17 protein-coding genes are annotated in these 20,472 nt (G+C 67.9%); 10 read left to right on the top strand and 7 right to left on the bottom strand.

Features of this window, described 5'->3' with window-relative positions:
* Positions 1 to 125 precede the first annotated feature (125 nt).
* Positions 126 to 1,451 (bottom strand): replication-associated recombination protein A, encoded by a 1,326-nt coding sequence (locus ETX26_RS08700; protein ID WP_129524322.1) that lies wholly within the window; start codon positions 1,449 to 1,451, stop codon positions 126 to 128.
* Positions 1,452 to 1,750: 299 nt separating this feature from the next.
* On the opposite strand from ETX26_RS08700, the gene ETX26_RS08695 reads away from it, so the two are divergent.
* The 3 genes from ETX26_RS08695 (at position 1,751) to ETX26_RS08685 (ending at position 3,043) form a co-directional block, all read left to right on the top strand.
* Entirely contained in the window at positions 1,751 to 2,203 is a 453-nt protein-coding gene (locus ETX26_RS08695; RefSeq protein WP_225425677.1) for a PadR family transcriptional regulator, read from the top strand.
* Positions 2,200 to 2,520, top strand: a complete 321-nt coding sequence (locus tag ETX26_RS08690) for a DUF2218 domain-containing protein (RefSeq protein ID WP_129524320.1) — start codon at positions 2,200 to 2,202, stop codon at positions 2,518 to 2,520. Before ETX26_RS08695 ends, ETX26_RS08690 begins: the two co-directional genes overlap by 4 nt.
* 70 nt (positions 2,521 to 2,590) lie before the next feature.
* On the top strand, positions 2,591 to 3,043 hold the full coding sequence (locus ETX26_RS08685) for a hypothetical protein (RefSeq protein ID WP_129524319.1): 453 nt from the start codon (positions 2,591 to 2,593) through the stop codon (positions 3,041 to 3,043).
* A 1-nt stretch (position 3,044) separates the two neighbouring features.
* Here ETX26_RS08685 and ETX26_RS08680 read toward each other — a convergent pair whose 3' ends face one another.
* On the bottom strand, positions 3,045 to 4,193 hold the full coding sequence (locus ETX26_RS08680; protein WP_129524318.1) for a glycosyltransferase family 4 protein: 1,149 nt from the start codon (positions 4,191 to 4,193) through the stop codon (positions 3,045 to 3,047).
* Between the two features lie 194 nt (positions 4,194 to 4,387).
* Here ETX26_RS08680 and ETX26_RS08675 point away from each other — a divergent pair, with 194 nt between their 5' ends.
* From ETX26_RS08675 to ETX26_RS08655, 5 genes are all read left to right on the top strand, one after another.
* Positions 4,388 to 5,554 carry a phosphoserine transaminase gene (locus tag ETX26_RS08675; RefSeq protein WP_129524317.1) on the top strand — a complete coding sequence of 389 codons (1,167 nt, stop codon included), beginning with the start codon at positions 4,388 to 4,390 and terminating at the stop codon, positions 5,552 to 5,554.
* A gap of 134 nt (positions 5,555 to 5,688) precedes the next feature.
* Positions 5,689 to 7,272 (top strand): phosphoglycerate dehydrogenase, encoded by a 1,584-nt coding sequence (gene serA, locus ETX26_RS08670; protein WP_129524316.1) that lies wholly within the window; start codon positions 5,689 to 5,691, stop codon positions 7,270 to 7,272.
* Between the two features lie 98 nt (positions 7,273 to 7,370).
* Positions 7,371 to 8,477 carry an ATP phosphoribosyltransferase regulatory subunit gene (locus ETX26_RS08665; RefSeq protein ID WP_129524315.1) on the top strand — a complete coding sequence of 369 codons (1,107 nt, stop codon included), beginning with the start codon at positions 7,371 to 7,373 and terminating at the stop codon, positions 8,475 to 8,477.
* Positions 8,478 to 8,557: 80 nt separating this feature from the next.
* A complete protein-coding gene (locus ETX26_RS08660; RefSeq protein ID WP_129524314.1) occupies positions 8,558 to 9,853 on the top strand; it encodes an adenylosuccinate synthase in 1,296 nt (431 codons plus the stop codon).
* A gap of 73 nt (positions 9,854 to 9,926) precedes the next feature.
* Positions 9,927 to 10,901 (top strand): winged helix DNA-binding protein, encoded by a 975-nt coding sequence (locus tag ETX26_RS08655; protein ID WP_129524313.1) that lies wholly within the window; start codon positions 9,927 to 9,929, stop codon positions 10,899 to 10,901.
* A gap of 1,328 nt (positions 10,902 to 12,229) precedes the next feature.
* Here the strand turns inward: ETX26_RS08655 and ETX26_RS08650 are convergent.
* The 5 genes from ETX26_RS08650 to argH form a co-directional block, all read right to left on the bottom strand.
* Positions 12,230 to 12,802 (bottom strand): TMEM165/GDT1 family protein, encoded by a 573-nt coding sequence (locus ETX26_RS08650; protein WP_129524312.1) that lies wholly within the window; start codon positions 12,800 to 12,802, stop codon positions 12,230 to 12,232.
* A 214-nt stretch (positions 12,803 to 13,016) separates the two neighbouring features.
* Positions 13,017 to 13,793, bottom strand: coding sequence for a precorrin-2 dehydrogenase/sirohydrochlorin ferrochelatase family protein (locus ETX26_RS08645; RefSeq protein WP_129524311.1), 777 nt, complete (start codon positions 13,791 to 13,793; stop codon positions 13,017 to 13,019).
* Positions 13,790 to 15,049, bottom strand: a complete 1,260-nt coding sequence (lysA, locus tag ETX26_RS08640) for a diaminopimelate decarboxylase (protein WP_129524310.1) — start codon at positions 15,047 to 15,049, stop codon at positions 13,790 to 13,792. The genes ETX26_RS08645 and lysA overlap by 4 nt, the downstream gene beginning before the upstream one ends.
* A gap of 90 nt (positions 15,050 to 15,139) precedes the next feature.
* Positions 15,140 to 15,379, bottom strand: a complete 240-nt coding sequence (gene lptM, locus ETX26_RS08635) for an LPS translocon maturation chaperone LptM (RefSeq protein WP_129525307.1) — start codon at positions 15,377 to 15,379, stop codon at positions 15,140 to 15,142.
* Positions 15,379 to 16,755: an argininosuccinate lyase gene (argH, locus tag ETX26_RS08630; RefSeq protein WP_129524309.1), complete on the bottom strand. Its 1,377-nt coding sequence runs from the start codon at positions 16,753 to 16,755 to the stop codon at positions 15,379 to 15,381. The genes lptM and argH overlap by 1 nt, the downstream gene beginning before the upstream one ends.
* A 106-nt stretch (positions 16,756 to 16,861) precedes the next feature.
* Here argH and ETX26_RS08625 point away from each other — a divergent pair, with 106 nt between their 5' ends.
* Together ETX26_RS08625 and ETX26_RS08620 are read left to right on the top strand one after the other, a co-directional pair.
* Complete coding sequence (locus ETX26_RS08625) at positions 16,862 to 17,350, top strand: TlpA family protein disulfide reductase (protein ID WP_225425675.1); 489 nt, start codon at positions 16,862 to 16,864, stop codon at positions 17,348 to 17,350.
* A 293-nt stretch (positions 17,351 to 17,643) separates the two neighbouring features.
* Positions 17,644 to 20,406 (top strand): TonB-dependent receptor, encoded by a 2,763-nt coding sequence (locus ETX26_RS08620; RefSeq protein WP_129524307.1) that lies wholly within the window; start codon positions 17,644 to 17,646, stop codon positions 20,404 to 20,406.
* The last annotated feature ends 66 nt before the right edge of the window (positions 20,407 to 20,472 follow it).

Here is a 20,472-nt window from a genome sequence, read left to right as displayed (position 1 = left end):
GCCAAGATAGGCTAAGGTCTCCCTCGGATGGGGACGCCTCGGCGGATGAGCAGCGGATGGCCTGAGGTCGCGACCGTAGTTCATCCTGAGCGGCTGCTGCAAGCAGCCAGCCGACGGACGGAGACTCATGCGTCACCGCGCAGCTCCCGCCGCCGCTTCTCCCACCATTCCATGCGTTTGCGCACTTCGCGTTCGAAGCCGCGCTCGACAGGGTCGTAATAGCTCTGCGGCTCCATCTCCTCGGGCCAGTAGTCGGCGCCGGAGAAGCCATCTTCCGCGTCGTGGTCGTAGGCGTAGTTCCTGCCGTAGCCGATATCCTTCATCAGCTTTGTGGGGGCGTTGAGGATCGACTGCGGCGGCATCAGGCTGCCGGTGTCCTTGGCGCTGCGCCAGGCGGCCTTCTGCGCCTTGTAGGCGGCGTTCGATTTGGGCGCGGTGGCGCAATAGAGGCACGCCTGGACGATCGCCAGCTCGCCCTCGGGGCTGCCGAGGAAATCGTAGGCGTCTTTCGCAGCAAGGCACTGTTGCAGCGCCTGCGGGTCGGCGAGGCCGATGTCCTCCACCGCGGCGCGCACCAGGCGGCGCAAGACGAACAGCGGCTCCTCGCCCGCCACCAGCATTCGCGCAAGGTAGTAGAGCGCCGCCTGCGGATCGGATCCGCGCAGGCTTTTGTGCCAGGCCGAGATGAGGTTGTAGTGCCCCTCGCGATCCTTGTCGTAGACCGCCACGCGGCGCTGGAGGAAGCTGCCGAGCGCCACGGGGTCGAGTGGCTCATCGACCCTCGCCGCATAGATCGTCTCGGCCTGGTTCAGGAGGAAACGTCCGTCGCCGTCTGCGCTGGCGACCAGAGCTGCGCGCGCCTCCCCGGTCAGCGGCAGAGGGCCTTGGAGCGCTTCGGCCTTGTCGAGTAGCTTGCCAAGCGCGGCAGCGTCGAGCCGGTGGAGGATCAGCACTTGCGCGCGGCTGAGTAGCGCGGCGTTGAGCTCGAAGCTCGGGTTCTCGGTCGTCGCGCCGACCAGCGTTACCGTTCCGCGCTCGACGAACGGCAGAAAGCCGTCCTGCTGCGCCCGGTTGAAGCGGTGAATCTCGTCCACGAACAGCAGTGTGCGCTGACCCGCTTCTGCCGCCTTGTCCGCCTCGGTGAAGGCTTTCTTGAGGTCGGCGACGCCCGAGAACACCGCGCTGATCGCCACGAAGCGCATGCCGACCGCGTCGGCTAGCAGGCGTGCGATGCTGGTCTTGCCGGTCCCGGGAGGACCCCACAGGATCATGCTCGACAGCCTGCCGGCCGCGACCATGCGCCCGATCGCTCCCTCGGGACCCGTCAGGTGTTCCTGCCCTACGATCTCGCCGAGCGCACGCGGGCGGAGCCGATCGGCCAGCGGTGCGTCGGCGCGCGGTTCGGGCTGCGCGGCCCCTTCGGGGAGAGTGTCGGGAAAGAGATCGGCCATCGCAAGGCTAGATAGGAAATCGCGCGCCGGCTCGCGAGGTCTCTTGAACTTCGATAGGTCGAAGATATATCGTGAAGCATCTGATGAAAGGATTTCGTATGCGACACGGCTGTTATGACCATCGCGATGCCCGCCGCGCGTGGAAGCGCGCCGGGCGCCATTGGGGGGCGGCGTTCGGTCCGGAAGGGCCCTTCGGCCCGGACGGGCCATTCGGCGCCAAGGGACCGTTCGGGCCCGACGGCCCCTTTGGCCCCGGCGGTCCTTTCGGAGGAGGCGGGCGTGGGAATCGGCGCGGGCGGATGTTCGGGCACGGCGAACTGCGCCTCGCGCTGCTCGAGCTGCTCGCCGACGAGCCGCGCCATGGCTACGAGCTGATAAAGGCGATCGAGGAGCTGACCGGCGGCGCCTATGCGCCGAGCCCCGGTGCGGTCTATCCCACGCTTCAGCTTCTCGCCGACGAAGGGATGATCGAAGAACGCGGCGACGACAGCCCCCGCAAGGCCTTCGTCGCGACCGAGGCGGGCCGGGCCGAGCTGGCGGGGAAGGCGGAGGAGGTCGAGGCGCTGTTCGAACGGCTCTCCGCCCATGGCGAACGCGAACACCGCGGGCGCTCTCCGCATCTGTGGCGTGCGATGGGAAATCTCGCGAACGTGCTCAAGCACCGCGCACGGGCGGGCAAGCTCGACCAGGAGACCATCGACAGCATCGTCGATATGATCGACGACATGGCGAAAAGGATCGAACGACTATGAGTGCCTCCAGCACGGCATCGGTGCCGACCGGGAACGGTTCCCGCTACCTCCAGCAGCTCTGCAAGCATTGGTCGCACAATCTTGCGGTCGACTATTCGGCCGAGGAGGGGCGTGTCACTTTCCCTGCGGAAGGCCGCAGCGGAAACTGGGCGGATGAGGCCACGCTGTTCCTGAAGGCCTCGCCCGAGACGCTGGAATGCCGGATCGACGCGAGCGAACCGGGGCAGCTCGAAGTGCTCAAGGGCGTCGTCGCCGAGCATCTCGACCGCTTCGCCTTCCGGGAGGCGCCGCTGACCTTCGACTGGCGCGACGGCTGACCCCGCTGGCGCACCGGCGGCGGGAATGGTATTCTCGTCGCCGGGTCGCCTTGGAGAGGGGGTTCGATAAATGGTGGAAGCTGTCAGCAAGACGCCGTGGCACCTGTGGGTGATCGGTGTGCTCGCCACATTGTGGAACGCGTTCGGCGCGAACGACTACACGCAGACGCAGATGGGCAATCGCGGCTATTTCGAGATGATGGGCTTCGATGCGGCCACGACCGATGCCGCGCTGGCCTTCTTTGCCGGCGCGCCGGCCTGGGCGGACGCTGCCTGGGCGCTGGGCGTCTGGGGCGGCCTCGCCGGTTCGATCCTGTTGCTGCTGCGCAGCCGCTGGGCGATTGCCGGCTTCGTCGCCTCGCTGCTCGGCCTTGCGGGCTCGACGATCTATCAGATGCAGGTCGAGATGCCGCCGGAGCTTGCCGAAATGAACAACCCGGCAATGTTCGCGGTCATATGGGTGATTGCGCTGTTGCTGCTCTGGTACGCGTGGACCATGCGCAAGCGCGGCGTGCTGCGCTGAGCTATCCGCGTTTCGCTTCGACGAGGCGGAGATAGGTGTCCGCCACCGTCTGATTGATCGCGTCCCAACTGAAATCCTTGCTGCGCGCTTCGCCGGCAGCGCCGTGGCGCGCGCGCAGTTCGGCGTCGGTGCAGTAGGGCGCGATCGCTTCGGCGAATGCGACCGGGCAGCCCGGCGGGACGAGCGTGCCGGTCTCGCCGTCGCGCACGAGGCTGGCACTGCCGGTCGCTCCGGCCGCGACGACCGGAAGGCCGCAGGCCATCGCTTCCAGCGTGACGTTGCCGAACGTCTCGGTGATCGAGGGGTTGAAGAACACGTCCCCGCTGGCGAGCGCGCGGCCGAGGTCGGCGCCGGTCTGGAAACCGGCGAAGATGCCGCCCGGCAGCGCCCTCTCGAACCAGCAGCGGGCGGGGCCGTCGCCGATCACCAGCACCTTGTGCGGTACCTGGCGTCTGCGCAATTCGACGATGGTGTCGGCGAAGATGTCGAGGCCCTTCTCCATCACCAGTCGGCCGAGGAAGACCACCGCCACGTCGTCATCGCCTATGCCGAGCGAGCGGCGCCAGGAGAGGTCGCGCTTGGCGGAGGCGAAGATCGTGCGGTCGACCCCGCGCGTCCACAGCGAGATGTCGCGGTTCATGCCCTGGTCGCGCAGGGTCTCGATCATGCTCTGCGAAGGCGCGACCAGCGCGTCGCAGCGGTTGTAGTAGCGCCGGATGAGCGCCTCGAGCCCGGGCTCGATGAATCCCAGGCCATAATAGCGCGGATAAGTCTCGAACCGCGTGTGGACCGATGCGAGCACCGGGATATTGCGCGCACGGGCCCAGCGAACCGCCGCATGTGCGGCGAGGTCCGGCGACGAGGTGTGGACGATGTTCGGTGCAAAGCGCGCCAGATCCGCACAGTTTTCTTTCGAAAGGCCGAGCGGGAAGCGGTACTCGGGTCGCCCGGGAATCGCGATGCTCGGCACGCCCACGAGGTCGCCCACCGGAGGGAACGCCGGCTCGGGCACCATCGGTGCGTAGACGCGCACCGCCGCGCCTCTGTTCAGCAGATGGCCCACCAGCCGGTTCAACGCCTGGTTCGCACCGTCGCGCACGTAGTTGTAGTTGCCGCTGAACAGGGCGATGCGAAGGTCTGCGGTCTCCATGGCCGGGCAAGCCCATAGGGCGATGTCGCGCGCTTGGCGAGAGGCGGCGCGATGGAAATGTCACCTGATGGGGAATGTCGCCCGATCGGCGGATGCAATCCTATGCACGCTTGACTTGCTGCGGCGCAATATTATTGCCGCGCGTGGGCCACGCGGTCCCAACGCCGCGCGTGCTCTCTGCAAGGAGAGAATACATGACTGACCTTACGCCTCCGGCCCTGAAGCCGGAGCGCCCCTATTTTTCGTCCGGTCCCACGGCAAAGTTCCCGGGCTGGTCCCTCGACAAGTTGAAGACCGATTCGCTGGGGCGCTCGCATCGCTCCGCGCTCGGCAAGGCGCGTCTGAAGTACGCGATCGACCTGTCGCGCGAGCTGCTCGGCGTGCCTGACGACTACCTCGTCGGCATCATGCCGGGGTCCGACACCGGCGCACTCGAATGTGCGATGTGGACGATGCTGGGCGCGCGGCCGGCGACGGTGGCGGCGTGGGAGAGCTTCGGCAACGTCTGGATCCAGGACGCTGCCAAGCAGCTCAAGCTGAAGAACCTGACGACGCTGGACGCCGATTACGGCGAAATCCCCGATCTCGCGTCGATCCCGCAGGACAACGACGTGGTCTTCACCTGGAACGGCACGACCAGCGGCGCGAAGATCCCGAACACCGACTGGCTCGCCCCGGGCCGCGAGGGCGTGACGATCAACGACGCCACCAGCGCGATCTTCGCGATGGAGATGGACTGGCCGAAGCTCGATGCCACGACCTACTCTTGGCAGAAGGTCATGGGCTCCGAGGCGCAGCACGGCATGCTGATCCTCAGCCCCAAGGCGGTGGAGCGGATCGAGAGCTACGATCCAGAATGGCCGCTGCCCAAGCTGTTCCGGCTCAAGAAGGGCGGCAAGATCAACCGCGGCATCTTCGAAGGCGCGACGATCAACACGCCGTCGATGCTGGCGACCGAGGACTATATCGCCGCGCTCGAATGGGCGAAGGCGATCGGTGGCCGCAAGGCGCTGTTCGAGCGGGCCGATGCCAACGCCAGAATCGTCTACGACTGGATCGAGGCGACGCCCTGGCTGCGCAACATGGTCGCCGACCCGGCCCAGCGGACCAACACCGGCGTATGCTTCGTCTTCCAGGGCGACTGGTACGACAGCCTCTCGCCCGAAGAGCAGGCCGATGTGCCCAAGAAGATCGTCAAGAAGCTCGAAGGGCTCGACGTGGCCTACGACTTCAACGGCTATCGCGACGCCCCGCCAAGCCTGCGCATCTGGTGCGGCGCCACGGTCGAGCAGGAGGACATCAAGCGCCTGCTGCCGTGGATTGAGTGGGCCTACGAGAGCCTGAAGAACGGCCAATTGTGATCCAAAAGCCCTCTCCCCTTCAGGGGAGAGGGTTGGGAGAGGGGAGTCCCTCTCCATTCCGCAACTTATTCAAGGGCCGGGCGACGAGTCCCCCTCTCCCCGGCCCTCTCCCCTGAAGGGGAGAGGGAGCTATCATGACCAAACCCAAAGTCCTCATTTCCGACAAGATGGACCCCAACGCCGCGCGCATTTTCGAGGAGCGCGGGTGCGAGGTCGACGTGAAGCCGGGCATGACGCCCGACGAGCTCAAGGCCGTGATCGGCGAGTACGACGGCCTCGCCATCCGCTCGGCGACCAAGGTGACGCGCGACATTCTCGAGGCGGCGACCAGCCTGAAAGTGATCGGCCGCGCCGGCATCGGGGTCGACAACGTCGACATTCCGGCCGCGTCGTCCAAGGGCGTCGTGGTGATGAACACGCCGTTCGGCAACTCCATCACCACCGCCGAGCACGCGATCGCCCTGCTGATGGCGCTCGCCCGCCAGATCCCTGCGGCCGACACGCAAACCCAGCGCGGCGAATGGCCCAAGAGCGCGTTCATGGGCGTCGAAGTGACCGGCAAGACGCTCGGCCTGATCGGCGCCGGCAACATCGGCTCGATCGTCGCCAGCCGTGCGCTGGGCCTCAAGATGAAGGTCGTCGCCTTCGACCCGTTCCTGACGGTGGAGCGGGCGATCGAGCTCGGGGTCGAGAAGGTCGACCTTGAGACGCTGCTGGCCCGCGCCGACTTCATCACGCTGCACACGCCGCTGACCGATCAGACGCGCAACATCCTCAGCCGCGAAAACCTCGGCAAGACCAAGAAGGGCGTCCGCATCGTCAACTGCGCGCGCGGCGGACTGATCGACGAGGCGGCGCTGAAGGACCTGCTCGACAGCGGGCACGTCGCAGGCGCGGCGCTCGACGTGTTCCAGACCGAACCGGCGAAGGATTCGCCGCTGTTCGGCACGCCGAACTTCATCTGCACGCCGCACCTCGGCGCCTCGACCACCGAGGCGCAGGTCAACGTCGCGCTGCAGGTGGCGGAGCAGATGGCGGACTACCTCGTCAACGGGGGCGTCACCAACGCGCTCAACATGCCGAGCCTCAGCGCCGAGGAAGCGCCCAAGCTGCGCCCCTACATGGCGCTGGCGGAGAACCTCGGCTCGCTGGTGGGCCAGCTTGCCCACGGCAATCTCGACAAGATCAGCATCGAGCGCGAGGGGCACGCCGCCGAGCTCAGCGGCAAGCCGATCACCGGTGCGGTTCTGGCGGGCCTGATGCGCGAGTATTCGGACAGCGTGAACATGGTCAACGCGCCGTTCCTCGCCAAGGAACGCGGGATCGACGTGCGCGAAGTGCGGCATGACCGGGAAGGGGTGTATCACACGCTCGTCCGCGTGACCGTGGCGACCGAGGCGGGCGACCGCTCGGTCGCGGGCACGCTGTTCGGTGCCGGCGCGCCGCGGCTGGTCGAGATCTTCGGCGTCGCGATCGAGGCCGATCTCAAGGGCAACATGCTCTACATCGTCAACGAGGACGCGCCGGGCTTCATCGGCCGCATCGGTACGCTGCTGGGCCAGAACGGGATCAACATCGGCACCTTCCACCTCGGCCGCCGCGATGCGGGCGGGGAGGCGGTGCTGCTGCTCTCGGTCGACCAGCCGATCCCCGACGAAGTGGTGAAGCAGGCCTGCGCGCTCGAAGGCGTGCGGATGGTGAAGCCGCTGGCGTTCTGACGACCCTTGCGGCAGAGGGGCGGCGTCCTTTGGGACGCCGCTTCGCCAAAAGCCCGTCGCGAAGGGCCGGCGCCTGGCCAACGGAAGAGGGGAGCACAGTGACCGATCCCGACGATCTCCTGCCCGAAGGTCTCGAGGACCGTCTTCCGTGTCAGGCAGCGGCGCTGACCGCGGCCATGCGCGGCGCGCTCGACGTGCTCGACTCGCACGGATACGACCGCGTGCGGCCGCCGCTGGTGGAGTTCGAGCGCTCGCTTGCCGGGCGGATGGACGGCGTGCAGCCGCGGCGCATGTTCCGCTTCGTCGATCCGGCCAGCCTGCGCACGCTTGCGCTCCGGTCCGACATGACGCCGCAGATCGGCCGCATTGCCGCGACCGGCCTTGCCGATACGCCGCGACCGGTGCGGCTGTGCTACGCCGGCGAAGTGGTCACGATCCGCGCCGACCAGCTCGATCCCGCACGCCAGAAACTGCAGCTCGGCGCGGAGCTCGTCGGCAGTGACAGCGCCGAGGCGGCCGGCGAGATCGTCGCGCTTGCGGTCGAGGCACTGGCAGCCGCGGGCGCGCGCGGCATATCGGTCGACTTCACCATGCCCGACCTGGTCGATACCCTGGCGGCCGACGCCCTGCCGATCCCGCCGGAGCAGGTCGAGGCCGTCCGGCGCGAGCTGGACATGAAAGATGCCGCCGGGCTGCGCCAAGCGGGCGGGGAAGCCTATGTTCCTCTGCTCTACGCGGCTGGCGAGTTCGACGAAGCCATCGGCCGCGTGGCAGAGGTCGACAGCCACGGCGCGCTCGCAAGCCGGATCGAGGGGCTGCGCAAGGCCGCGGCGCGCGTGCCCGCCGGCGTGCGCTGCACGCTCGATCCGGCGGAGCGACACGGCTTCGAATACCAGTCCTGGTTCGGCTTCATGCTCTACGCTGCGGGCGTCCGCGGCGCAGTCGGCCGCGGGGGCACCTACTGCATCCGCGGGAGCGAGGAGCGCGCGGCCGGCTTCTCGCTCTATCTCGACGGCCTTGCCGAAGCGGCGGCCGACACTCCGCGCCGCGACACGCTCTACCTCCCGCTCGGCCACGACGGCAATGTGGCTGCGCGCCTGCGGGCGATCGGCTGGCGCACCGTAGCGGCGCTGTCCGAGGAGGACGATGCCAGCGCGCTCGGCTGCACGCATCGGCTCGAAGGCAGCGAAGTTGTCCCGCTGTAGGCGCCTCGCGCCTTGCCCTTACCGCGCCCACGGCCTAACGCCCGGCGCGTTTTGACCGCACAGGAGCAGGTAGTCGCCGAATGGCCAATGTAACCGTGATCGGCGCCCAGTGGGGCGATGAAGGCAAGGGCAAGATCGTCGACTGGCTCGCGAGCCGCGCCGACGCCGTGGTCCGCTTCCAGGGCGGGCATAACGCCGGCCACACGCTAGTGGTGGGCGACAAGGTCTACAAGCTCAGCCTGCTGCCCAGCGGCATCGTCACCGGCACGCTGTCGGTGATCGGCAACGGCGTAGTCCTCGACCCGTGGGCGCTGAAGGCGGAGATCGAGAAGCTCGAAGGGCAGGGGGTGACGATCACGCCCGACAACTTCGCGATTGCCGACAACTGCCCGCTGATCCTGCCGCTCCACCGAGACCTCGACGGCCTGCGCGAGACCGCGGCGGGTGCGGGCAAGATCGGCACCACCGGGCGCGGCATCGGCCCGGCGTACGAGGACAAGGTCGGCCGCCGTGCGATCCGCGTGTGCGATCTGGCGCACCTCGATCATCTCGAACCGCAGCTCGACCGCCTGTGCGCGCACCACGACGCGCTGCGCGCCGGGTTCGATCAGCCGCCGGTCGATCGCGAAGAGCTGCTTGCCGACCTGCGCGAGATCGCGCCTTTCGTGCTCCAGTTCGCGCAGCCGGTGTGGAAGCGGCTCAAGAAAGTGCGCAAGGCCGGGGCGAAGATCCTGTTTGAAGGCGCGCAGGGCGTGCTGCTCGACGTCGATCACGGCACTTATCCCTTCGTCACCAGCTCCAACACGGTCAGCGGCACGGCCGCGGCGGGCTCGGGGCTCGGGCCGGGAAGCACCGGCTTCGTGCTCGGCATCGTCAAGGCCTACACCACGCGGGTCGGCAGCGGACCGTTCCCGACCGAGCTCAACGACGACGTCGGCCAGCGGCTCGGCGAACGCGGCCACGAGTTCGGCACCGTCACCGGCCGCCAGCGGCGCTGCGGCTGGTTCGATGCGGTGCTGGTGCGGCAGAGCTGTGCGATCAGCGGCGTGACGGGCATCGCGCTGACCAAGCTCGACGTGCTCGACGGGTTCGACGCGGTGCGGATCTGCACCGGTTATCGCCTCGACGGGAAGATCCTCGACTACTTCCCCTCGCACGCTGCCGACCAGGCCGCGGTCGAGCCGATCTACGAGGAAATGGAAGGCTGGCGCGAGACGACCGCGGGCGCGCGGAGCTGGGCCGATCTTCCCGCCCAGGCGATCAAGTATATCCAGCGCGTGCAGGAACTGATCGAAACGCCCGTCGCGCTGGTGTCGACCAGCCCGGAGCGCGAGGACACGATCCTGGTGCGCGATCCGTTCCTCGACCGGGGCTGAATTACCTCCATTCTTGACTTAACCCCGCTTTGTTCTACTCGTGTTCGCAGCTAAAGCTTGCGGAGACGAGTGCATGGGACAAGTGGATTTTGCCTACGACATGGTGGCGAACGGGGAAAGAGCGGCGCTCGCGGTAGCGATCTACGCCGACCGCATGGAGCAGCGGCAGGAAATCGGCGAGGACGCAATGGCCGCGGGTTTGCGGCTGGGCGAGCTGGGGTCGGTCGCGTCGCTGGCGGATGGCGATGTCCGGGTGCTGGCCGACGTGGTCGTGCTCGACTGCCCGGAAGCCGATGCCGCGACATTGGCTGCGCTTGCCCGGCTCGACGTGCGTGCCGCGCGCTCCGGTGCGCAGCTGGTGGTGTCGACCAGCATGGCCGCGCTGGAGCCGGTCTTCGGCTGCCTCGATCTCTCTCGCGCGCAGATCCTGGTCGCCCCGACCCGGGCGGAGCGGGTGATCGCGCTCGGCAGCGCGCTCTCGGCCATTTCCGGCGCGCGCGTGCGCGAGCTTTCGGACGACGACCGGCTGACGCTGATCCGCCTGACCGAGCAGGTGGGTGAGATCGCCGCTCGGCTCGATCGCCTGTCGGCCGGGCTCCCCGAGAAATCGAACGTCTTCCGGTTCGAATCGCCTTCGCAGGATTACCGAGGCGGGGAGGAGAGTGCGGAGCGCAATCTGCTGCGCAAGCCGCGCCCGCCGCTGCCCGATCCGCGGCTGGTCCGCCGCATCATTCGCCAGCGGCGGCTGCGCGCGAAGTACTTCGGTGCGGAATTCTTCGCCGATCCCGCGTGGGACATGCTGCTCGATCTCACCGCCGCGCGGGCCGAACATGCGCGCGTGTCGGTCAGTTCGCTGTGCATCGCAAGCGGCGTCCCGCCCACCACGGCGCTGCGCTGGATCGGGCAGATGACCGAAGCCGGGCTGTTCGAACGGCAGGAGGACCAGACCGACCGCCGCCGCGCCTTCATCACCCTCAGCGACCGCGCCGCCGACGCCATGGCCCGCTATTTCGAGGAACTGGGACGCACGGCGGAAGGGCTGGTCTAGGACGCGGTAAAAGTTTGGCGGGTTGGCGGGAACGGGTGTGGGGCTCTCCAAGAGGTCCGCCGCCTATCCCGTTATCCTGCAGAGGCTGGGACCGCGCCCTCGATGATGCGTCGGCGGTCGCTCGTTGCGTGAAGAAGCGAAGAGCCTGCCAGCCCTTCCATCCCTTTGTCATCCCCGCGAAAGCGGGGATCCAGGGACGAGCGCCGGACAATGGATCCCCGCGTGCGCGGGGATGACGAAGGGGGGAGGATTCGCCAGCCGGCACGCGGCTGGGCTTCTGCGCGTCTCGGCGTCTTCGCGGCGCGCGCTTTTCGTGAGGTTTAGGGACCGCACCCACACAACATCCTCCGGCGGCGAACCCGGATGCGTGACGCCTGGGAACTCGGATCGCGCGGCCGGTGCGGCACGCCAGGGGGCGTGCGCGGGGTCGGGCGGGTGGCGGTTTGGTTGCGAACGACCGACGGATGCGTTTGCGGCGTGAGGTTCGCCGCACACGATCCGCTTGCCCGCCGCCGCCGCGGTGGGGCCCGGTTCGATCCCTGCGGTCCGGGACTGGCGGGCGCAGACGGCCGGGACTCGCCAAAAGTCCGCCCGTGCCCCGTGGCTGATCCGCCACGCCAGCGCGCGGTGGGCCGCTGCCGGGAGACCCGGGGCTGATCGCCGGGTTCGCAAGGGCAGCGCGCAGGCACCGCGAACATCCATGTCCCGGCTTCCGGCGGAAGGGAGCAATGCTTCCGGCTCCTTGGGAGTACGCACCCGAGCCTCTGCACATCGCACGCCAGCCGCACCGGCCGCGCCGCTGATGAGAGAGTATGACGCCCTCTACCAGCGGAAGAGAGACAAGGCACCGTCGACACAAGCGCCTGTCCCGATCCTCGTTGCCTGGCGTTGAGGTCCACCAAGCCAGCACCCACTAACCTATATGGTTTCTTTTGTCAAGATGGCTGGTAAACCGGATGAGGGGAGCGCCGCTTTCCGCCCCTCGTCATCCCAGCGAAAGCTGGGATCGCGTGCGGCACCGTACGACCTGGCGGAGAGCGATCCCAGCTTTCGCTAGGATGACGGGAAGCGCAGAAAACCTAGGTAGAGGCCCGCTCTGCCGCCACCCTTTGTCTTCTGCCGCCTCCCCCCTTGTCATCCCCGCGGACGCGGGGATCCAGGGTCGCGCTGTCAGTTTATGGATCCCCGCTTTCGCGGGGATGACCCATAGGGGGGATGGGAGTTGGGCAACAAGGCGGGCTTCTCAGTGACTCTGCTGTTCGCCCGCCCCCGGCATCTCGGCCTTCATGGCGAGGACAGGAAGACGCGACGAGCTATCCAGGTTTCGCCTAGAGCCAGCCCGCAGTCTCCAGCAGCAGCCAGACGCCCACGGCCAGGAACAGCAGCGCCGCCGCTGCGCGCACGGCGCCGAGCGGTATGCGGGCAATCAGGGCGTTGCCGAGGAAGACCGCCGGGACGTTGGCGATCATCATCCCCAGTGTCGTGCCGGCGGTGACGATCAGCACGCTCTGGAACTGCGCGCCGAGGGCGACCGTGGCGACCTGCGTCTTGTCGCCCATCTCGACGAGGAAGAATGCGACCAGCGTCGTCAGGAACGCGCCGAAGCGCGCCGGTTTAGGGGTCTCGTCCTCGTCCAGCTTATCGGGCACGAGCGTCCATGCCGCCATGACGATGAAGGAGGCGGCGACCAGATAGCGGAACCAGATCCCGTCGAGCAGGAAGCTGGCGACCTCGCCCAGGAATGCGGCGAAGGCATGGTTGGCGAGCGTCGCGAAAAGAATGCCGAGCACGATCGGCAGCGGCCGTTTGAACCGCGCCGCGAGCACGATCGCGAGCAGCATGGTCTTGTCGCCGATCTCGGCGAGGGCGACCACCGCGGTCGAGGTCAGGAAGGCTTCCAAGGTAGATCTCCGGGGCCGGGCAGCGACAAGACGAACGGCATCGCACCACGCGCCCGGCCAGGCGGGGTGCCATGCCATTGGTCTCGCCCGAACGGTCTCCCGTCCCCCGCGCGCCACGGCCTCTCGACCGAGTATGTTGACGCGCAGGCCCGCCCGCAGGCGGTCGGCTACTCCCCAGATGACGGGCCGGGCCTAGCCACGCGGTTCGTGAAGATCAACCCGCCGTGCTTCGGCGCAGGATGACAGTGTGTCCATGTCCGGAAAAGTTGCCGGACAGGGGCTTGCGCACGGCATCGGCGCGCGCGCGGTTGAGGATCGCGAGGGGCACGTCGGCATCGTGCAGGATCGTGTCGGCCCGGCCCAGCAGCCGCGCCTGCCGCAGCGTCAGATCGTCGGGGTCGTCGCTGGTGAGCACGATTTCCACGCAGGAGCTGGCGGCGTCATCTGCAGCGTTTTCCAGCCATCCCTCGATCCGCTCCGCCGAATCCTCCCGCAAGGGATCGAGCACGCCATCTTCAGCCAACGCCCGATCGAGCGCGCGGCGGCGATCGGCGGCATCCGGAAAGCGCCCGCGGATCGCCTCGCGCGCGGCGTAAAGCCCCTCCGCCAGGCGCCCGAGCGATGGCGGCAACAGCGCCTCCAGCCGCAGCCGCAAGTGCTTGGCCAGCCCCGCCGACGCGCCGCCCGTTCCGACCGCGACCAGCACCGGATCGCGGTCGAGCACGCTGGGGACGGTGAAGTCGCACAGCTCGGGCCGGTCGGTCACGTTGACCAGCAGCCCCTTGCCTTTCAGCCGCATGGCCGCCGCTTTGGCCTCCTGCGCGTCGTCGAGCGCGACGAAGGCGAGCCGCGCGTGATGCGCCTCCGCCTCGCCGCCGCACAGGCCGCCCGCGCGCTCGACCAGCCGCCGCTTCGCTTCCGCCGCATCGCCCTGGCCGAGCACGACCACGCGCTCGCCCGCGACCCGGTGGAAGAGCGGAAGGCTCTTCATAGCCAGTCGGGCACCCGCTCCGCGTCCATGATCGCGTCGGCCGGGATGCGGTCCGCCACGACCGCGAACCGGTCGCCGTCGACCAGCACTTCGGGGACGAAGCCGCGGCTGTTGTAGCTGCTCGCCATCGTCGCGCCGTAGGCCCCGGCGGTGCGGAACACGGCGAGATCGCCGGCCGCGAGCGCGTCGATCTCGCGGTCCGTTGCGAACGTGTCGCCGGTCTCGCAGATCGGGCCGACGACGTGCGAGGTCATCCTGTTCCCGCTCGGCGCGACCGCCTCGATATCGTGCCAGGCGCCGTACATCGCCGGGCGGGCGAGGTCGTTCATCGCGGCATCGACGATCACGAAAGGCGGCCCGTTGCCGCTGCGCTTGGAGCGGATCACGCGCGTCAGCAGAATGCCCGCGTTGCCCGCGATCACGCGCCCGGGCTCGAAGGTGAGGCGCACGTCCCAACCCTTCGTCACCCGCGCGACCATCGCGCCGTAGTCCGCCGGGGAGGGCATGATGTCGCCCGGCTTGTAAGGCACGCCGAGCCCGCCGCCGAGGTCGGCATGCGTGACCGTAAGCCCCGCCGCACGCAGCTCCCCGATCAGGGCGCCGAGCTTGGTGAAGGCGCTTTCGAGCGGTTCGAGATCGCCGAGCTGGCTGCCGATATGCACGGCCACGCCCCGCATATCGAGCCCGTCCTCCGCCGCCAGCGCGGCATAGATCGCGCCGGCGCGGTCGAGCGGGACGCCGAACTTGTTCTCGCGCTTGCCGGTCGAGATCTTCTCGTGCGTGCGCGCGTCGACGTCCGGATTGACGCGCAGCGCGCAGGCCGCCGTCTTGCCGAGGCGGCGCGCGATCGCGGCGAGCTCGTAGCCCTCTTCCTCGGATTCGATGTTGAACTGGCCGATCCCGGATTCGAGCCCCTGGACGAGCTCGGCATGGGTCTTGCCGACGCCGGAGAACACCACGTCGGCCGGCGCCATCCCGGCTGCCAGCGCGCGCGTCAGCTCGCCGCCCGAGACGACATCGGCGCCGTAGCCTTCCTTCTGCAGAACGCTGAGCACCGCGAGGTTCGGGTTCGCCTTCACCGCGAACGCGAGGTGCGGCCGATCGAGCGCCGACAGCCCCTCGCGGAACACGCGGGCGTGGCGCACCAGCGTGGCGCGCGAATAGACGTAGACGGGCGTGCCGACGGCCTCGGCGATCGCGGAAAGCGGTACGTCCTCGGCGTGAAGGACGCCGTTCTTGAGCTGGAAATGGTCCATGCGCGGGCGCTTAGCCGGTGCGCATGCGGCAGTCGAGCAAGCCTTGCTTGAAAGGGGGGAGGCAGGCCCTTTGCGGCTTCGCGAAAGGCGTTATTCCGGCGGCAGGTCGAAGGGATCGTCCTCGCGCTCTTCGGAACGCTTGCGCAGTTCGACGCTGCGTTCGGGCGCCGCCTGCGGGTCGAGCTCCAGCAGGTCCTGCGGGCCGGGGCGAACCTCGCTCCCGTAAGGCGCGGGCGGCAGCGTCTGCCCGGGGAGCGGCTCGAGGTCGGACTTCTGCCCGCACCCGACGAGGGCGGCGGCGAGGGCAAGCGGTGCGAGGATCCGGCGCATCATTCCTCCACGCCGAGCGCAGCGCGCGCTTCGGCCACGCGCTGTCTTACCTGATCGGGCGCGGTCCCGCCATAGGAGGCCCGCGCCGCGACCGAGGCGTCGACCGACAGCGCGGCGAACACGCCTTCGCCGATTCGCGCGTCGATCGCCTGAAGGTCCGCCAGCGAGAGCTGGTCCAGCGCCACGCCCCGCTGCTCCGCCAGCTTGACCGCGGCGCCGGTGATATGGTGCGCCTCGCGGAACGGAATGTCCGCCTCGCGCACGAGCCAGTCGGCGAGATCGGTCGCCGTGGCATAGCCGAGTTCGGCCGCGGCGCGCATGCGGGCCGTGTCGAATCGGCTGTCGGCGACCATGCCGGTCATCGCCGCGATCGACAGCGCGAGCAGGCCCGCCGCTTCGAATACCGGCGGCTTGTCGTCCTGCATGTCCTTCGAATAGGCGAGCGGCAGGCCCTTCATCGTCACCATCAGCGCGGTCAGGCAGCCGACGATCCGCCCCGCGTGCCCGCGAACCAGCTCGGCCGCATCGGGGTTCTTCTTCTGCGGCATGATGCTGCTGCCGGTGCTGAGCGAGTCGGGCAGGCGGATGAAGCCGAACGGCTGGCTGGCCCAGAGGATCATCTCCTCCGCCAGCCGCGAGAGGTGCAGCGAACACTGCGCGGCCGCCTGCAGGTAATCGAGCGCGAAATCCCGGTCGGACACGGCATCGAGGCTGTTCGCGGTCGGACGGTCGAAGCCGAGCGCCTCGCAGGTCGCCTGGCGGTCGATCGCAAACCCCGTTCCCGCAAGTGCGGCCGACCCGAGCGGGCATTCGTTGAGCCGCGCCCGCGCATCGGCAAAGCGGCTGCGGTCGCGGCGCACCATCTCGTAGTAGGCCATCAGGTGATGGCCGAGCGTGACCGGCTGCGCGGTCTGCAGGTGGGTGAAGCCGGGCATGACGCTGTCGGCATGTTCGTTCGCCCGCGTCACCAGCGCGTGCTGCAAAGCGGCGAGGCCGGCGTCGGCCTGATCGATCGCCTCCCGCACCCAGAGGCGGAAGTCGGTCGCGACCTGATCGTTGCGGCTGCGCGCGGTGTGCAGCCGTCCTGCCGCCGGGCCGATCAGTTCGGCGAGGCGGCTCTCGGTGGTCATGTGGATGTCTTCGAGGTCCCAGTTCTCGGGAACCCCGTTCGCCTCGTACTCGGCGGCCACCGCATCGAGGCCGCGCGCGATCTCCGCCGCGTCGGCCTGCGAGACGATCTCCTGCGCGGCGAGCATAGCGACATGCGCCTTGCTCGCGGCGATGTCCTGGCGCCAGAGGGCCTTGTCGAACGGGATGGAAGCGTTGATTTCGCGCATGATCGCGCTAGGGCCTTCGGCGAACCTGCCGCCCCACATCGCATTGGAACCGCCCTTGTCGCCGTCCCTGTCGTTCCGCTTTTCGCTCACGATAATCGCCTTGGCCCTGGTTGTTGCCGGCTGCGATAGGCAAGCGCCCGAGGAGGTGCAAGGCGAGGGCGCGTTGGCGGCGGACAAGGCGGACTTGTCGAGCGTGATCGACCGCAGCCGCGCGGGCGAGCTGATGCCGGCCATGACGGTCTCCGACCCGGCGGGCAACCGGTTCAACCTCGCGGCGGCGCAGGGGACGCCGGTGCTGCTCAACCTGTGGGCGACGTGGTGCGCGCCGTGCGTGAAGGAAATGCCGCAGCTCGACGATCTCGCCGGGGAGTACGGCGACTCGCTGCGCGTCATCACCGTCAGCCAGGACATGGGCGGCGCGGACAAGGTGGAACCGTTCTTCGCGCAGATGCAGTTCGAGCACCTCGAGCCCTGGATGGAGCCGGAGCTCGAGCTGGGCTTCGCGCTCGAAAGCCAAAGCCTGCCCACCACCGTGCTCTACGATGCCAGCGGCCGCGAGGTCTGGCGCGTGGTCGGCGAATACGACTGGTCGAGCGCCGAAGTGCGCGAGGCGATTGCGGAGGCGATCGCCTAGCCGGAGAGGGCCGGACGGCCGCGGACGTTCCGATGCCTTCTCTGCGCTGCGCGCGAAAAAAGCGGCGAGTCATTCTCGCGCAATGAATCCGCAAAGCGGGCGTAACAACTCTTCCCCACCAGAGCGCTGTTCCAGGGGAACAGCCACTCACGGAAGGCAGCGCATTCGGCCACGGCGAGTTCGCCGCCGGTCGCGGCAGCCGGAATTGGACCGGGATTGACCGGCGATTTCGCTGCCGACGCAGGCCAGCTGCCGTCCCCGCGTGGCGCGCATTCTAGGGGAAAACGAGTACAATGAAGCACAAGACGAACGCCCGCCGCGGCGGGCAACTTCTCGTAGGGGTCGCTTACGCCGCCTTGTCCGCAACCTCTGCAATGGCGCAGACGGCGGATACGCCCGCGGCCAGCAGTGCGGAGGAGGCGGAGGAGGATGTCATCGTCGTCTCGGGGTATCGCGAGAGCCTCAGGGAAGCGATCGACATCAAGCGCGAGACGATCGGCTTTTCGGACTCCATTGTGGCCACCGACATTGCCGACTTTCCCGAGCAGAACCTGTCCGAAGCGCTGCAGCGCATTCCCGGCGTCACGATCGAGCGCGAGAAAGGCCTCGGCACCCGCGTCAACGTCCGCGGCCTGCCGACCGAGTTCACGCTGGTGACGATCAACGATCTCGCCACCGCGTCCGGCTCGGGCGGGCGCGACGTCGAGTTCGACATTTTCGCCTCCGAGCTGATCCAGTCGGTCACCGTCCAGAAGTCGCCGACCGCGGCGGACGAGGAAGGCGGCATCGCAGGTTCGGTCAAGATCGGGACCGCGCGCCCGTTCGACAATCCGGGCCTGCGCGTGGTCGGCTCCGTGGAAGGCGCGTACAACTCGATCTCGGAAGAGATCGATCCGCAGTTCTCCGTCCTCGCGAGCAACACTTTCGGCGACTTCGGCGTGCTTCTCTCGGTGTCGAAGGGGCAGCGGACCAATCGCACCGATTCCAACTCCGGCATCAACTTCCGTCCGATCTCGCGCTGGACCAGCCGGGGCGATGCCCAGACCGACCAGGCGCTCGAGGTGCTCGAGCGTGACGCCGGCATCGTGTTCGACGACGTCAACGATGGGAACGAAGTCGATCGGGTGGTCTTCCTCGACAAGGTCGGCGACCGGATCTACCTCAACGATCAGGACAAGCTGGGCTTCTCGGGATCGCTGCAATACCGCCCGAGCGACCAGTTCAGCGTGACCTTCGACGCCTTCCTCGGCTCGTTCGACACGGTCGAGGACGAATACGACGCGGCCGCCTATTCCGCGTCCAGCCGGTCGACGCTCGGCATCATTCACGATTACGACGACACCACCCTGTCGGAGCACGGCATCGTCGTCTTGCGCGACGTGTCCTACACCGCCACCCAGCACGAGTTCCTGAGCAAGGAACGGATCACCGAGACCGACTACCGCCAGTTCGGCGGTGAGATGAACTGGGAACCCGGCAAATGGGAGATCGACCTGCTCGCCGGTTACTCGGGCGCCAGCAAGTCACGCGACAACGCCAATCTGAAGCACGTCGCCTACGCCCCGTCGCGCACCCGCTACACCGAAACCGGCGGCGAGACGATCTCGAGCGACGATCCGAACACGATCGACATGTACAACTCGCCCGAATCCTATCTCTTCGAGGCCTACGAGACGACCTATGAAGAGATCGAGGACGACAAGTACACCGCGCAGCTCGACGTCGCCTACAACTTCGACAGCGTGCTGAAGCGCATCAATTTCGGCTCGCGCTACACCAACAAGACCACCGAGCGTCAGTACGGCGAGGAGAAGATCCAGGGGCCGACGCGCGGCGACACCTCGTACGTCAACGAGCGGACGCTCGCCGACAGCGAGCTCGGCTATGTGACCGATATCGTCGGCGGCAAGGACTACCAGGCGCGCGACCTCGACTGGCGGCAGATCTCGAACGACTACGCGCGCGATTTCTTCCGCCCCGACGGCTTCCTGTCGCCGTTCGACGACGGCCAGTTCTACCGCGTGAAGGAGGAGACGATCGCCGCCTACGGCATGGCCGACTTCGAGTTCGACATCGCCTCGATGCCGGTCTTCGTGAACGCCGGCGCGCGCTACATCAAGACGACCGTGCGCTCGTCCGGCTTCCACCAGGTGCAGAACCCCGACGGCTCGACCGGCTATACCGACGAGCCGGTCTCGAGCGAGGGCAGCTATGAGAAGGTCCTGCCCTCCTTCAACGCGCATATCGAGGTGGCGGACGACCTGCTCGTCCGCGCGGCCGCCTCGCAGACATTGATCCGTCCGGCGCTGACCGACCTCGCCTACAAGCGGACCGCGAGCTGGAACGAGTTCCGCTTCACCGATGGCAACCCCAGCCTCAAGCCGACTTATGCCGACCAGTGGGAAGTCGGCATCGAGAAGTATCTCGGCAGCGACGGCCTGCTCGCCGCGTCCTATTTCTGGAAGAACATCAAGGGCGTGGTCCAGAACGAGCTGACCGGCGTGGTCGAGGACGTGACCAAGTACAACGCCAACGGCACGATCGACGGGGTCTACGATTTCGACGTCTACCAGCCGGTGAATGCCGAGGGATCGTACAAGGTGAGCGGCGTCGAGCTGGTCGCGGTGGTGCCGTTCTGGTGGTTCCACGAATCGCTGGAAGGCTTCGGCGTGAACGCCAACTACACCTTCCTCGACAGCTCGCTGACGGGCGAATCCGATCTCGACATCCCGACCTCGCCGATCGGCCTTTCCGACAACACCTACAACGCGACGCTGTTCTACGAACGCGGCCCGTTCGCGGCGCGCGTCTCCTACAACCACAAGAGCGCCTATGTGGAGCGGATCGAGCGGAACATGTATCCGGTCTACCGCGACGCCTACGGCCAGGTCGATCTGGCCGTCAGCTATCAGGTGACCGACAACTTCCGGGTCGAGCTGCAGGGCATCAACGTGACCGACGAGGCGACCACGGGGTACACGATGGATCCCGCGTTCCCGACCACCTACGAATTCTCGGGAAGCCGCATCAGCCTGGGCGTTCGCGCCCAGTTCTGATCGCCGGGCAAGCGGTTACGGGAGCGCCTTTCCGCCTGGCGGGAGGGCGCTCCAACCCGCCTCGGA

The organism is Pelagerythrobacter rhizovicinus, assembly GCF_004135625.1.
Lineage (GTDB): Bacteria > Pseudomonadota > Alphaproteobacteria > Sphingomonadales > Sphingomonadaceae > Pelagerythrobacter > Pelagerythrobacter rhizovicinus.
The sequence above is the reverse complement of the archived record's forward strand: the minus strand, read 5'-3'. Positions and strand labels throughout refer to the sequence as shown.